The 12,963-nt window shown below is 68.6% G+C and carries 12 protein-coding genes; 9 read left to right on the top strand and 3 right to left on the bottom strand.

What is annotated here, in order from left to right; translation table 11 throughout:
- Positions 1 to 152: 152 nt before the first annotated feature.
- On the bottom strand, positions 153 to 1,031 hold the full coding sequence (locus RSA25_RS07805) for a tryptophan 2,3-dioxygenase family protein (protein WP_332808323.1): 879 nt from the start codon (positions 1,029 to 1,031) through the stop codon (positions 153 to 155).
- A 332-nt stretch (positions 1,032 to 1,363) separates the two neighbouring features.
- Here RSA25_RS07805 and pdhA point away from each other — a divergent pair, with 332 nt between their 5' ends.
- From pdhA to RSA25_RS07780, 5 genes are all read left to right on the top strand, one after another.
- Positions 1,364 to 2,446: a pyruvate dehydrogenase (acetyl-transferring) E1 component subunit alpha gene (pdhA, locus tag RSA25_RS07800; protein WP_332808322.1), complete on the top strand. Its 1,083-nt coding sequence runs from the start codon at positions 1,364 to 1,366 to the stop codon at positions 2,444 to 2,446.
- Positions 2,439 to 3,506 carry an alpha-ketoacid dehydrogenase subunit beta gene (locus tag RSA25_RS07795; RefSeq protein ID WP_332808321.1) on the top strand — a complete coding sequence of 356 codons (1,068 nt, stop codon included), beginning with the start codon at positions 2,439 to 2,441 and terminating at the stop codon, positions 3,504 to 3,506. Before pdhA ends, RSA25_RS07795 begins: the two co-directional genes overlap by 8 nt.
- A 1-nt stretch (position 3,507) precedes the next feature.
- The gene (locus RSA25_RS07790; RefSeq protein WP_259208857.1) at positions 3,508 to 3,861 is read left to right on the top strand and encodes an SH3 domain-containing protein; all 354 of its coding nucleotides are present in this window, start codon (positions 3,508 to 3,510) and stop codon (positions 3,859 to 3,861) included.
- A complete protein-coding gene (locus tag RSA25_RS07785; protein ID WP_332808320.1) occupies positions 3,858 to 5,255 on the top strand; it encodes a dihydrolipoamide acetyltransferase family protein in 1,398 nt (465 codons plus the stop codon). The genes RSA25_RS07790 and RSA25_RS07785 overlap by 4 nt, the downstream gene beginning before the upstream one ends.
- Positions 5,256 to 5,677: 422 nt before the next feature.
- Positions 5,678 to 6,358: a hypothetical protein gene (locus tag RSA25_RS07780; RefSeq protein WP_332808319.1), complete on the top strand. Its 681-nt coding sequence runs from the start codon at positions 5,678 to 5,680 to the stop codon at positions 6,356 to 6,358.
- A gap of 10 nt (positions 6,359 to 6,368) precedes the next feature.
- Here the strand turns inward: RSA25_RS07780 and RSA25_RS07775 are convergent, their stop codons facing one another.
- Positions 6,369 to 7,007, bottom strand: coding sequence for an NAD-dependent dehydratase (locus RSA25_RS07775; RefSeq protein ID WP_332808318.1), 639 nt, complete (start codon positions 7,005 to 7,007; stop codon positions 6,369 to 6,371).
- A gap of 148 nt (positions 7,008 to 7,155) precedes the next feature.
- Here RSA25_RS07775 and RSA25_RS07770 point away from each other — a divergent pair, with 148 nt between their 5' ends.
- From RSA25_RS07770 to RSA25_RS07760, 3 genes are read left to right on the top strand one after another with little or no spacing between them, the layout of a single operon-like run.
- Positions 7,156 to 8,718, top strand: coding sequence for a GGDEF domain-containing protein (locus RSA25_RS07770; RefSeq protein WP_332808317.1), 1,563 nt, complete (start codon positions 7,156 to 7,158; stop codon positions 8,716 to 8,718).
- Positions 8,719 to 8,772: 54 nt separating this feature from the next.
- Positions 8,773 to 9,288, top strand: a complete 516-nt coding sequence (locus RSA25_RS07765) for a sigma-70 family RNA polymerase sigma factor (protein ID WP_332808316.1) — start codon at positions 8,773 to 8,775, stop codon at positions 9,286 to 9,288.
- Positions 9,289 to 9,298: 10 nt separating this feature from the next.
- Complete coding sequence (locus tag RSA25_RS07760) at positions 9,299 to 9,967, top strand: hypothetical protein (protein ID WP_332808315.1); 669 nt, start codon at positions 9,299 to 9,301, stop codon at positions 9,965 to 9,967.
- Between the two features lie 28 nt (positions 9,968 to 9,995).
- Here the strand turns inward: RSA25_RS07760 and RSA25_RS07755 are convergent, their stop codons facing one another.
- Entirely contained in the window at positions 9,996 to 10,934 is a 939-nt protein-coding gene (locus tag RSA25_RS07755; RefSeq protein WP_332808314.1) for a DUF808 domain-containing protein, read from the bottom strand.
- A 110-nt stretch (positions 10,935 to 11,044) separates the two neighbouring features.
- On the opposite strand from RSA25_RS07755, the gene RSA25_RS07750 reads away from it, so the two are divergent.
- Positions 11,045 to 12,757: an AarF/UbiB family protein gene (locus tag RSA25_RS07750; protein ID WP_332808313.1), complete on the top strand. Its 1,713-nt coding sequence runs from the start codon at positions 11,045 to 11,047 to the stop codon at positions 12,755 to 12,757.
- Positions 12,758 to 12,963: the final 206 nt, after the last annotated feature.

Raw genomic sequence — 12,963 nt, 5'->3', positions numbered from 1 at the left:
CACGCCGATCCGTGCAGCTGGCGGCCTGCTCGCTGAACTTGCATCTGAAACCACCGCCGCCCCCACCCCGGCGCAGCAACGGCGGGGCCTGCGCGGCGCCCGACTGTCATCGGCACGTCATCATGAATGGGGCTTTCCCGCCCGGCGGCCGGTCAGGCGTCGGGCGGCATCGGGTCGTCGTTGCGGATCGTGGTGCGCACCTGGAACAGCTCCGGGAAGAAGGTCAGCTCCAGTGCCTGGCGCAGGAACCCCACGCCGCTGGAGCCCCCGGTCCCCCGCTTGAAGCCGATCACCCGCATCACCGTGCGCATGTGCCGGAAGCGCCACAGCTGGAAGGCGGTCTCCAGGTCCACCAGGTCCTCGCACAGCGCGTACTCGCGCCAGAAGCGGTCGGTGTTCTGGTAGATCCGCTCGAACACCGGGTGCAGGGCATCGTCGGCCACGTGCGGCTGCTGCCAGTCGCGGTCGGTGTACCCGGCCGGGACCGGGTGGCCGAAGCGCGCCAGGTAGCGCAGGAACTCCTCGTAGAGGCTGGGCGCGTCCAGCACCTGCTGCAGCTGCGCCTGCCCGGCCGGATCGTGCGAGAACACCTGCAGCATGTGCGCGTTCTTGTTGCCCAGCAGGAACTCGATGTAGCGGTACTGCAGCGACTGGAAGCCCGAGGACGGGCCCAGCACGTCGCGGAAGCCCATGTATTCGGACGGGGTCAGGGTCTCCAGCACCGACCACTGCTCGGTCAGCTGGCGCAGCACCTGCTTGCTGCGCGCCAGCACCTTGCGGCACTGCCAGACCTCGTCGCGCTGCAGGAACCCGATGGCCGCGCGCAGCTCGTGGGCCAGCAGCTTCAGCCACAGCTCGGAGGTCTGGTGCTGGATGATGAAGAGCATCTCATCATGGTGCGGCGGGTTGGACAGCGGCTGCTGGGCGCTGAGCAGCTGGTCCAGCCGCAGGTAGCCGCCGTAGGTCAGGCGCCCCTCCAGGTCGGTGTGGATACCGGCTTCGAGGTCGCGTTGGTTATTCTCGACGGACATGGCGTGGGCCAAATGAGGGGGTCAAAGGGTAGCGCAGTGGGTGCCCGGCCGCGCAGCCCCCACCCTACGCCGGCGTCTGGTCGCCCGGCAGGGCCGAATCTGCGCGGGGGGCGCTGCCGCCGTCCGCACCCGGCGCCCGGGCCAGCGACCGCTCATGCGCCGTTGCGGCAACTGAATACGTTGGAGTTATTGGCCCTGCGCGGTCCCGATGCGGTATACCGGCGGGGCCATGGCGGAAATCCTTGCTGCGCCGCAGGACGGCTTTTTCGTACGTGTTCCTTAACATGGCAATTCATATCATTTGTAACTTCCTGTCGAAGGTGCAGTACGCAATGACGGTTGCCGCTGAGTTCAAGATCGAATACCTGCAGTACCTGGACACGGACGGCACGCTCGTCCGCGATGACCTGCCCGAGGCCCTGCGCGATCCACGCGCGCTGCTGCCGATGTTCAAGCAGATGCTGTTCGTGCGCGTGTTCGACGGCAAGTCGATCGCGCTGCAGCGCACCGGCAAGCTGGGTACCTACGCGGCCTGCCTGGGCCACGAAGCGGCGCACGTGGGCATTGGCGCGTCCATGCAGAAGGACGACGTGTTCGCGCCGTCCTACCGCGAGTATGGCGCCATGTTCATGCGCGGCGTGCGCCCGCACGACGTGCTGATGTACTGGGGCGGCGACGAGCGTGGCAACGACTACGGTGGCAACGCGGCCAAGGACTTCCCGTTCTGCGTGCCGATTTCCACCCAGTGCCTGCACGCGGCCGGCGCGGCGCTGAAGTTCAAGCTCAACCACGAAAAGCAGATCGCGGTGGCGGTGTGCGGCGACGGCGGCAGCTCCAAGACCGACTTCTACGCCGCGCTCAACTCCGCCGGTGCCTACAAGCTCCCGCTGATCCTGTGCATCGTCAACAACGGCTGGGCCATCTCGGTGCCCCGCTCGGCCCAGACCGGTGCCGAGACGCTGGCCCAGAAGGGCCTGGCCGGTGGCCTGCATTGCCTGCAGGTGGACGGCAACGACCTGATCGCGGTGATGGCCGCCATGCTGCAGGCCCGCGAACGCGCGTTGGCCGGCGACGGTGGCACCGTGCTGGAACTGATGACCTACCGCCTGTCCGACCACACCACCGCCGATGACGCGCGCCGCTACCGCGACGACGCCGAAGTGAAGGATGCCTGGCAGCGCGAGCCGATGCTGCGCCTGCGCAAGTACCTCACCAACGCCGGGGTGTGGAGCGAGGAAGAGGAAGCAGCCTGGACCGCCGAGTGCGGCAAGCGCGTGGACGAGGAAGTGAACCTCTACCTCAACACCCCCGTGCAGCCGGTCGAGGCGATGTTCGACTTCCTCTACGCCGACCCGCCGCAGGACCTGCTGGCCCAGCGTGCCCAGGCCATCGCGCTGGAGCAGCGCCATGGATGAGATCAAGAACGGCGCGCCCGGCGCGCACACCAACGCCGCCGACAGCGCCGCCGTCGCGCGCGGAGAACAGAGCATGACCACCACCCCGATCACCCTCATCGAAGCCATCACCCAGGCCTTGGCCTGGGAACTGGAACACGACAAGTCGGTGCTGGTGCTGGGCGAGGACGTGGGCGTCAACGGCGGCGTGTTCCGCGCCACCGCCGGCCTGCAGCAGCGCTTCGGCGCCGACCGCATCCTGGACACCCCGCTGGATGAAACCACCATCGCCGGCTTGACCATCGGCCTTGCCGCACAGGGCATGAAGCCGGTGGCCGAAGCCCAGTTCGACGGCTTCATGTACCCGATGGTGGACCACATCATCTGCCACGCCGCGCGCCTGCGTTACCGCACCCGTGGCCGCCTGCACTGCCCGATGGTGCTGCGCGTGCCGTGGGGCGGTGGCATCCGTGCGCCGGAACACCACAGCGAAGCCAACGAGGCGATCTTCACCAACGTGCCGGGCCTGCGCGTGGTGCTGCCGTCCTCGCCGCAGCGCGCCTATGGCCTGCTGCTGGCGGCCATCCGCGAGCCGGATCCGGTGATCTACATGGAGCCCAAGCGCATCTACCGCCAGTACAAGGAAGTGGTGGTCAACGACGGCGAGGCCTTGCCGCTGGATGTCTGCTTCGTGCTGCGCGACGGCACCGACGTGACCCTGGTGACCTGGGGCGCGCAGGTGAAGGAAGCGCTGGAAGCGGCCGACAAGCTGGCCGGCGAAGGCATCAGCGCCGAAGTCATCGACGTGGCCACGCTGCGCCCGCTGGACTTTGCCACCATCGCCGAGTCGGTGGCCAAGACCGGCCGCTGCGTGATCGTGCAGGAAGCGCCGAAGACCGCGGGTTTCGGTGCGGAAATCGCCGCGCGCCTGGCCGAGGAATCGCTGTACGACCTGCTGGCCCCGGTCGAGCGCGTGACCGGCTATGACACCCACATTCCGCTGTTCCGCCTGGAAATGAAGTACCTGCCCAGCGTGGACCGGATCGTGAGCGCGGCCAAACGCGCCATTGCGGCAGGCTGACGTGCGGGCCCGCCTCCTAGGCCCGTACCGCAGCCAGTATCCCAACCCGCTCCGGTTCCGCACCGGCCAGATCGTCGAACTGGGTGTTCGTGACGAGGAATGGCCGGCGTTTGCCTGGGTACGCACCGATGACGGGCGTGCCGGCTGGGCACCGGTGGCGTGGTTGCAGTTGCTGGACGATGGTCGCGCAGAGGCCCTGCGCGACTACGACGCCCGCGAACTGGACGTGGACAGCGGTGAACTGGTCAAACTGCATCATGAACATGGGGGTTGGTGGTGGTCCGAGCGCGCGAACGGCGCGACGGGCTGGCTGCCGGCCCGCGATCTCGAACTGCTGGAAGAGAACTGCACATGAGTGAGAACAAGAATTTCCACCTGCCCGACCTCGGCGAAGGCCTGCCGGACGCCACGATCGTGGAGTGGTTCGTCAAGGTTGGCGATGTGATCAAGCTGGACGAGCCGCTGGTCTCCATGGAGACCGCCAAGGCCGTGGTCGAAGTGCCCTCCCCGTTCTCGGGCACGGTGCTGAGCCTGGCCGGTGGCGAGGGCGACATCATCCCCACCGGCAGCGTGCTGGCGCAGTTTGCGCTGGACCCGAACCTGCCGCAGCGCGCCGATGGCCAGGACACCGGCCACAGCCATGGCCACGCCGCCCCGTCGCCGACGCCCAGCACCGGCCAGACCGCTGCCGCGCAACCGGACAAGGTGGTGGCCTCCGACGAAGGCGGCGAGATCGCCAAGCCGGGTGCCGAGCGCGATGACGCCGGCACCGTGGTCGGTGCGATGCAGAGCTCCAATGCCGTGCACGCCGAACAGGCCGTCGCGGTGGGCGGGGTCAAGGCCGTGCCGGCCGTGCGCGCCACCGCGCGCAAGCTGGGCGTGGACCTCACCCGCGTGCGGGCCACCGGCACCGATGGCGCGGTGACCATGGCCGACGTCAAGCAGGCCGCCGCCGATGGCAGCGCCAAGGTCGGTGCGGCACCGGCGCAGGCCGCCGTGGCCGCCCCCGCTGCGGCGGCACCGGCATCGGTGGCACGCGCCGCCGAGTCGCGTACGCCGCTGTCGGCCGCCGGTCGCCCAATGCGTACCCAGCCGCCGGGCGTGGTCGCCAAGGGCCAGCCGGAACCGCTCAAGGGCGTGCGCCGCAACATGGCCCGGGTGATGGCCGACGCGCACAGCAAGGTCGTGCCGACCACGCTGAACGACGACGCCGACATCCACGCCTGGGTCCCGGGCAACGACGTCACCGCGCGCCTGGTGCGCTCGATCGTGGTCGCCTGCCAGAAGGTGCCGGCGCTGAACGCCTGGTTCGACGGCGATGCGCTGACCCGCACGCTGCACAACCAGGTGGACATCGGCATCGCGGTGGACACCGACGACGGCCTGTTCGTGCCCGCCCTGCGCAATGCCGACATGCTCGATGCACGCGGCATCCGCGAGGGCGTGAACCGCCTGCGCGAGCAGGTGGAATCGCGCTCGATCGCCGCCTCCGAGCTGAGTGGCTACACCATCTCGCTGTCCAACTTCGGCATGTTCGCCGGCCGCTACGCGACCCCGGTCGTGGTGCCGCCGTGCGTGGCCATCGTCGGCGCCGGCCGTGCCCGCCACCAGATGACGCCGGTGATGGGCGGCGTGGAAGCGCACAAGGTGATCCCGCTGTCGGTCACCTTCGACCACCGCGCGGCCACCGGTGGTGAAGCGGCGCGCTTCCTGCGCGCGATGCTGGATGACCTGGCGCTGGCCAGCTGATCGGCCTCGACGGGTAGCTGCCGACCGTTGGTCGGCAGGCAACACAAAGAAGAACAACGGCCACCGCAAGGTGGCCGTTGTTGTTTACGCGCCCCGGGGAAACCCGACTGCAGCGTCTCTTCCCCATCGATTCTGCCGATCCAAGTCGCGCATCCACGCGGGAAGAACGCTCGTCCAGGATACGGTGGTGAATGAATGCTCTTGATACCGCTACGGACCTCACACCCGACGTGTTCTGGAGCTTGGACAATCCTGCGCTGATTGCCAAATGCGGCCCCGTCGAACATGCAAGTAGCACCTGCCATCCTGGACTCCGAGGACGTAAGCAATTCCATAGGCGCCAAGTGGCGGACCACGACTGAAGACGCGACCTGCTCTCTATGGTGGAGAGCGGTCAATCAGAACCAGTGCGGGGTGCCGTAATGCTCAAGTCCACTGCATCGCTCTTGTATGCGGCCCTGGCGGCAATCATGTTCACCTCATGCGGCCGAGAGGCGCAACCTGTCGTCGTTGATGATGGCTCTGCGCAGTTGGCCGACAAGGGTGCACATTTGGCGACGCCAACGGCGACTCAATCCGCTCCGATCGCAGCTCACGCGGAAAGACGCTACCTCTGCGAACCTGGTCGTTGTCGTGTCACCGGACCGCTGCAGGCGCGCAGCATCCAGGAAGCCCGGTGGCTTATTGCCAACGGCTATCCAACGGAGGAGGAGCACGACCGCCTGGCGTTGTTGAGCGCTGGGCAACTGAAGATCGAGGCAGAGTCCGGCAACCGTGCTGCGGAAGTCTTCTATGGCAAGAAAGTCGCTACTGAATCTGACATGTTGTCAGGCCTTACGATACTCCGCCACGCTGCTGAGTCCGGCTCGATTTTCGCCTACCACGGCATTTCCGAGGCGTATCTCGAAGGCCCCAGCCCCGATCGCATCAACAGCTATGCGTACTTGCGGCTCGCCTACATTCTGGGAGATGGCAAGGCTGCGTCGGCATTGTCGAGCAGGGATCTGACCGGCATTGAACGTGTCGTGGCTGACGAACGTGCGCTAGCCCTCTACAAGACGTTTTCCGGAGAGAGACCACCCGACGTTCGGCCCGCCGAGTAGGTGCACCCGCCTACTCTCCGGCCAGCGCACTGGAACCGATGACCTGCACCCCCGGATTCGGCGCCAGCGCCGCCTCCACCATGGCCCCGGCGATGTTGTGGGCCGGGTTGATCCGCCAGGCACGCGGCAGCACCGGGCCCAGGGCGCCCAGTACCAAGCTGGCGAGGTGTTCGCCGGTGCGCCGCTCGGCGCGCTGGCCGCCGATCAGGCCGGGCCGCACCAGGGTGAGGGACGGATAATCCAGGGCGCGCAGGTCCTGCTCCAGCCGGCCCTTTACCTGGTTGTAGAAGATCGGTGACTGCGCGTTGGCGCCCATTGCCGAGTTCAGCACGAAGGCGTGGGCGCCGGCGGCCCGGGCCCGGGCGGCCACCTGCAGCGGGTAGTCGTGGTCGACCCGGGCGAAGGCGTCGCGGCTGCCGGCCTGCTTGAGGGTGGTGCCCAGCGCACAGACCACCGCGTCCACGGCCCACCAGTCGGCGTCCCGCGGCAGGGCGGCGAAGTCCACCACCGGGTTGAGCAGGGCCGGATCGGCCATCCCCAGCGGGCGCCGGGTCGGGGCGACCACCGCCTCGCAGCGCGCGTCATCCAGCAGCGCGCGCAGCACCTGCCCGCCGACCAGCCCGGTCGACCCCACCAGCATCACCTTCATCGCACGCTCCTGCCCGTCCATTGCCTACCATCGTGGCATACCGCCGGGGACGGGCAGGCGTTCAAGCCGGCCTGCGCGGCGCCGATACTGTTCCAACCTCCCCACCGCCCCGGCGACCGACGCCGGTCATCCGCCAAGGACCTGCCGCATGACCGATCCGCACGACGCTCCCCCCAGTCCCGGCACGGCCGTGGGCCGGCTGTTGTCGCGACGCCAGGCCCAGACCCTGGTGGTCGACAGCGCCAGCGTGGCCGCCGCCGGCCCCAAGGGCGGCAGCAGTGCGATGCTGCAACGCCTGTTTGCCGGCATCGACAGCCCCGAACCGCTGCTGGCCGCCTTCGCCAACGGCATGTCCACCCTGCCCGGCGAACTGGGCGACATGGGCCAGCGCCTGCAGTCCTCCCAGCGCAGCGCCGACTGGGTCAGCTACGGCCGGGCCATGCGGCAGCTGATCGACAAGTACATCCGCACCATCGAGCAGGACAGCCCGGACGGGCAGCCGGACAGCGTGCGCCTGCGCGAACTGCTGCGGCACACCCTGTCGGTGACCGTGGCCAGCCTGCTGCAGAACATGCCGGAGCTGAAGGACGAGCCGGTCCAGATCGCCGACGAACTGCGCCACTGGCACCCCGGCCAGCCGCTGCAGCCGCTGGAACTGCGGCTGCGTGAACTGGCCCACCAGGTGGGCGTGCGCAGCGACGGCTGGCAGGAGCAGCAGGAGCTGCTGCTCAGCCTGTTCGACCTGCTGCTGGACAACATCGGCGAGCTGCTCGACGACAGCAGCTGGCTGCACGGCCAGGTGCATGCGGTGCGGGCGCTGATCGCCGGGCCGCTGGACCGGGAGTCGGTGGAGCAGGCGCGGGTCAACCTGCGCGAGGTGATCTACAAGCAGGGCCTGCTCAAGCAGGGCATCAGCGAGTCCAAGGCGGCGATGAAGCACCTGATGGGCGGCTTCATCGACAGCCTGGAGGGCATGGCGGTCAGCACCGGGGAGTACCACGACCGGATCAGCAGCTACGCGCTGGCACTGAAGGAAGCGCGCAGCATCGCCGACCTCAACCAGCTGCTGCAGGACGTACTGCAGGACACCGGCCGCGTGCAGGCCCAGGCCCTGCAGGCGCGCGACCACCTGGGCAACGCACGCCGCGACGTGGAACAGGCCGAAGCGCGGATCGCCGAGCTGGAGCAGGAACTGCGCGATGTCAGCGGGCTGGTCCGTACCGACCCGCTGACCGGCGCGCTCAACCGCCGCGGCTTTGACGAACTGATCGAACGCGAGCTGGCCCGGGCCGAGCGCCACGGCCACCCGCTGGCGCTGGCGCTGATCGACCTGGACGACTTCCACCAGACCAACAGCGCCCACGGCCATGCCGGCGGCGATGCGGTGCTGCGCCACCTGGTCGCGGTCTGCCAGCTGCACCTGCGCAGCACCGATGCGATCGCCCGCCTCGGCGGCGACGAGTTCGTGCTGCTGCTGCCCGAAACCCCGGGCGCGGACAGCATGTCCACCCTGCTGCGGCTGCAGCGCTCGCTGGCCCAGCGCCCCCTGCCGCTGGACGGACAGCGCGTGCCGGTGCACTTCAGCGCCGGCGTGGCGCGATGGCTGCCTGGCGAGAGCGCCGACGCGCTGCTGCGCCGCGCCGATGCGGCCCTGTATGCGGCCAAGCGGGTGGGCAAGAACCGCGTGCAGGCCGCCGACGCGCCGGCATGATCGCCGACGCGCTGTGATATCGGCCGCGCCGGTGCGAATCATCCTGGTATGCCCATGACAACGACCGCCGCCGACCCACGCGCCCGCTTTGCCAGCCTGCTGGCGCAGCACCGTGGCATCGTGCTGAAGATCGCGCACGGCTACTGCGCCCACCAGGAAGACCGGCTCGACCTCATCCAGGAGATCAGCGTGCAGGCCTGGGACGCGTTCGAGGGCTTCGATCCGGCGCGCGCGCGTTTCTCCACCTGGCTGTACCGGGTGGCGCTGAACGTGGCCATTTCCCAGCTCCGCCGCCAGCAGCTGCGCCAGCGCCACCATGCCCCGCTGGACGAGGCGCCCCTGCCTGCCGACGAGGCGGCCACCCCGGGCGAGCAGCAGCATGCCCTGCGCCAGCTGGAGGCCGCGATCCACGCCCTGCCGGCACTGGACCGGGCGCTGATGCTGCTGCACCTGGACGACTACGACCACCGGCAGATCGCCGAGGTGCTGGGGATCAGCAGCGCCAACGTCTCCACCCGCCTGCACCGCCTGCGCCAGCAGCTGCGCGCGCGCTTCGACCCCATGCCCTGAGGACATGACCATGCACGAGGATCCCCTCAAGCAACTGTGGCAGCAGCACGACCGGCGCGGCGATGCCGAGGAAACCGCGGCGATGGATGCCTGGCGGCGCCATCATCAGCAGGCCACCCAGCGCCAGCTGTCGGCCTTCAGCGCGGTGCAGGTGATGCAGCTGCTGTTCTGGCTGGGCCTGGCCATCTACTGCGGCAGCGTGTGGTGGCCACGCCCACCGCTGGCGGTGATGCTGGCGGCCATCGCGCTGCATGCGTACTGCGTGGCGGTGATCATCGCCAGCGTGGCACGCCTGCACCTGCGCCGGCAGCTGCAGCCGGACCAGCCGGTGCTGCAGCAGTCGCGGCAGCTGGCCGCGCTGCGCACCCGGACCGCGATCGGCGAACTGCTGCTCGGGCTGCCCTGGTGCTGGCTCTGGCTGGCGGTCCCGGTGCTGGCGGCCTGGCAACTGTGGCGCGTGGACCTGGGCGCGTACACCGCCGGCGTGCTGTGGATCTCACTGGTGGCCGGGGTGGCCCTGATGACCGCCCTGCTGGTGCTGGCGCGGCGTTGGCAGCGGCGCGACCCGCACTCGCCCCGGCTGCAGCGGGTGATCGACAGCCTGGCCGGGCGGCGCCTGGCGCGCGCCCGCGCCGAACTGGACGCCGTCCGCGCATGGAGCACAGACGCGCCCCGGTAGGTCACCACCGTGGGTGGTGACACTCCGCTCAGTGCGCGGGCTTCCTGCCGCGCAGCTTCTGGATGCCGGTCACCGCCGCCAGCACGATCGCGCCGGCGATCACGCCGACCACCATGTTGCCCAGCGCGTTCACCAGCCAGCCCCAGCGGCCTTCCCCGCCCAGCGACAGCACCAGGTGGTGCAGCGCCGGCACGTTGTGCACCAGGATGCCGCCGCCGACCAGGAACATCGCCGCGGTGCCGGCCACCGACAGGAACTTCATCAGCCACGGTGCGGCCACCAGCAGGCCGCGGCCGAAGGCGGCCAGCGCCGCGCCCTTGCGCGACAGGTACAGGCCCAGGTCGTCCAGCTTGACGATGCCGGCCACCAGGCCATAGACGAACACGGTCATGGCCAGCGCGATCACCACCAGCGCGCTGACCTGGTTGATGAACGGCTCGGCCGCCACCACGCCCAGGGAGAGCACGATGATCTCGGCCGAGAGGATGAAGTCGGTGCGGATCGCGCCCTTCACCTTGTCCTTTTCCCACGCCACCATGTCCACCTTCTCATCGGCCAGCGCCTTGGCGCGCTCGGCCTTGTGCTGGGCGTCCTCGTCCTTGGAATGCAGGAAGCGGTGGGCCAGCTTCTCCACGCCTTCAAAGCACAGGAACGCGCCGCCGATCATCATCAGCGGCACCACGATCGGCACCGGGTAGCCCTTGTCGCGCAGCCACGCCTCCAGCGCGCTGATGGCCAGCGCCGCCGGCACCAGGATTGCCTTGTTGACCAGCGAGCCCTTGGCCACCGCCCACACCACCGGCAGTTCGCGGTTGGCATCCACGCCAGTGACCTGTTGCGCGTTCAGGGCCAGGTCGTCGCCGAGCACGCCGGCGGTCTTCTTGGCCGCCACCTTGGTCAGCACCGACACGTCGTCCAGCAGCGAGGCAATATCATCGAGCAACGCAAACAGGCTGGCACCGGCCATGGCAATCCAATAGAACGAGCGGAAAGCGTGGATTCTGCCCGATCCGGGCCCGTTGGCGGTAGTTGGCAGCGGATTCACCGCCCCACCACCGGGGTCCGGCCACACTGCCGGTGACCCTCGTGCTGGAGCCCTGCTTGAATACCACGCCCCTCGCCGCCGGCTCGCCGTCCCTGGTCAAGGGCATGAACCGGCGCAGCCAGATCCTGCGCCTGCTGCTGCGCTACCGCAATTCCGGAGTGTTCTCGGGCATGAACCTGGACGCGCGCGCGATCCACGAGCTGCCGCCGGAAGGAAATCCGGAGCAGTTCGTCACCGACCTGGAATCGCTCGGGCCCACCTTCGTCAAGCTCGGCCAGATGCTCTCCACCCGCCCGGACATGGTGCCGGTGGAGTTCGCCACGGCACTGGAGCGGATGCAGGAGCAGGTGGCGCCGATCCCGGTGGAGCGCATCTACGCCATCATCGAGCAGGAGCTGGGCGCCTCGGTGTCCAAGCTGTTTGCCAGCTTCGACCCGGTGCCGCTGGGCTGCGCCTCGATCGCCCAGGTGCACCGTGCGCAGCTGCACGACGGCCGCGACGTGGCGGTGAAGGTGCAGAAGCCGGAAGTGGCCGCGCAGCTGCGCTCGGACCTGGAAGTGCTGCGCAGCTTCGCGCTGGCCGCCGACCACCTCACCCAGGTGGGCCGCCGCGTGCGCCTGCGCGACTGGCTCAACGAGTTCGCCAAGACCCTGATGCAGGAGCTGGATTACCAGGCCGAAGCGGAGAACCTGCAGCGCTTCGGCCAGCACCTCAAGCCGTTCAAGCCGCTGTGGGTGCCGCAACCGATCTGGGACTACTGCAGCCACCGCGTGTTGACCATGGAGATGGCCCACGGCGTGCGCGTGGACATGATCCCCGACGTGCGCCGCACCGAACAGCCGATGGCGCCGCTGGCCGCCGCGCTGATCCGCGGGTATGTGGACCAGATTTTCGTGCATGGCGAGATCCATGCCGACCCGCATCCGGGCAACCTGCGCGTGACCCCCGAAGGGCGGCTGGCGATCTTCGACCTGGGCATGGTGGCACACATGCCGCCGCGGCTGCGCGAGCGCCTGCTCAAGCTGCTGTTCGCCGCCGTCGATGGCCGCGGCGAGGAAGTGGCCGACGAGATCATCGGCATCAGCACGCGGCTGGAAGCCTTCGATGAGGAGCGCTACCTGCGCGAGACCGGCCAGGTGATCGCCCGCTACGCGGCCAACAGCAGTTTCTCCGAAGGCCGGGTGGTGCTGGACCTGGTCCGCATCGCCACCGCCAGCGGGCTGCGCACCCCGCCCGAACTGAGCCTGCTGGGCAAGGCGCTGCTCAACCTGGAGACCGTGTGCCGGCTGCTGTCGCCGGACCTGGATACCCGCCGCATCGTGGAGAAACAGCTGCAGCACGTGATGCGCGCGCGCCTGAAGAAATCGCTGTCGGCGGCCAACCTGGCCAGCGAGGCGATGGAGATGCAGCAGCTGCTGCGCGAGGGCCCGCGCAAGATGTCGGACATCCTCGCGCTGCTGGCCGAGAACCGCCTGCAGATGAAAGTGACCGGGCTGGAAGAATCGCGCCTGATGGAGAACCTGCAGAAGATCGCCAACCGCGTGTCGGCCGGCATCGTCACCGCCGCGCTCATCCTGGCGGCGGCATTGATGATGAAGGTGGAGACCGGCTGGCACCTGTTCGGCTATCCGGCCATCGCTTTCATGCTGATGTTCATCGGCGTGGTGCTCGGCCTGGGCATCGTGCTCAGCGCGCTGATCTTCGATCGACGTGCACGCTCGAAGGAAGAACGCGGGCACCGCTGACACCGCGCGCGCATTCACCCCACACATCGAACACACGTGTTGCGACGCAAGATCGCGCATGCGTCTTCACGCTCGTTTTACACCTTGAAACGCGAGGCGTTGTAGCGCGTCGCGCGTGGTTGAGAACAAACATTTCAGTCAGGTTCGTGCATGCATGATCGAGTCATCGGCTTGTCATGCAGGTGTGGTTGGACAGCCGGTCGGAT

Source organism: Stenotrophomonas sp. (assembly GCF_036662295.1).
GTDB lineage: Bacteria > Pseudomonadota > Gammaproteobacteria > Xanthomonadales > Xanthomonadaceae > Stenotrophomonas.
This window is presented reverse-complemented; position numbering and strand designations above follow the sequence as displayed.

Excerpts from the sequence above, each read along its gene's own strand:
- RSA25_RS07770 (WP_332808317.1), top strand. The coding sequence starts at position 7,156 with ATGACCGATCCGCACGACGCTCCCCCCAGTCCCGGCACGGCCGTGGGC.
- RSA25_RS07795 (WP_332808321.1), top strand. The coding sequence starts at position 2,439 with ATGGATGAGATCAAGAACGGCGCGCCCGGCGCGCACACCAACGCCGCC.
- RSA25_RS07775 (WP_332808318.1), bottom strand. The coding sequence starts at position 7,007 with ATGAAGGTGATGCTGGTGGGGTCGACCGGGCTGGTCGGCGGGCAGGTG.
- RSA25_RS07760 (WP_332808315.1), top strand. The coding sequence starts at position 9,299 with ATGCACGAGGATCCCCTCAAGCAACTGTGGCAGCAGCACGACCGGCGC.
- RSA25_RS07805 (WP_332808323.1), bottom strand. The coding sequence starts at position 1,031 with ATGTCCGTCGAGAATAACCAACGCGACCTCGAAGCCGGTATCCACACC.
- pdhA (WP_332808322.1), top strand. The coding sequence starts at position 1,364 with ATGACGGTTGCCGCTGAGTTCAAGATCGAATACCTGCAGTACCTGGAC.
- RSA25_RS07755 (WP_332808314.1), bottom strand. The coding sequence starts at position 10,934 with ATGGCCGGTGCCAGCCTGTTTGCGTTGCTCGATGATATTGCCTCGCTG.
- RSA25_RS07785 (WP_332808320.1), top strand. The coding sequence starts at position 3,858 with ATGAGTGAGAACAAGAATTTCCACCTGCCCGACCTCGGCGAAGGCCTG.
- RSA25_RS07780 (WP_332808319.1), top strand. The coding sequence starts at position 5,678 with ATGCTCAAGTCCACTGCATCGCTCTTGTATGCGGCCCTGGCGGCAATC.
- RSA25_RS07765 (WP_332808316.1), top strand. The coding sequence starts at position 8,773 with ATGACAACGACCGCCGCCGACCCACGCGCCCGCTTTGCCAGCCTGCTG.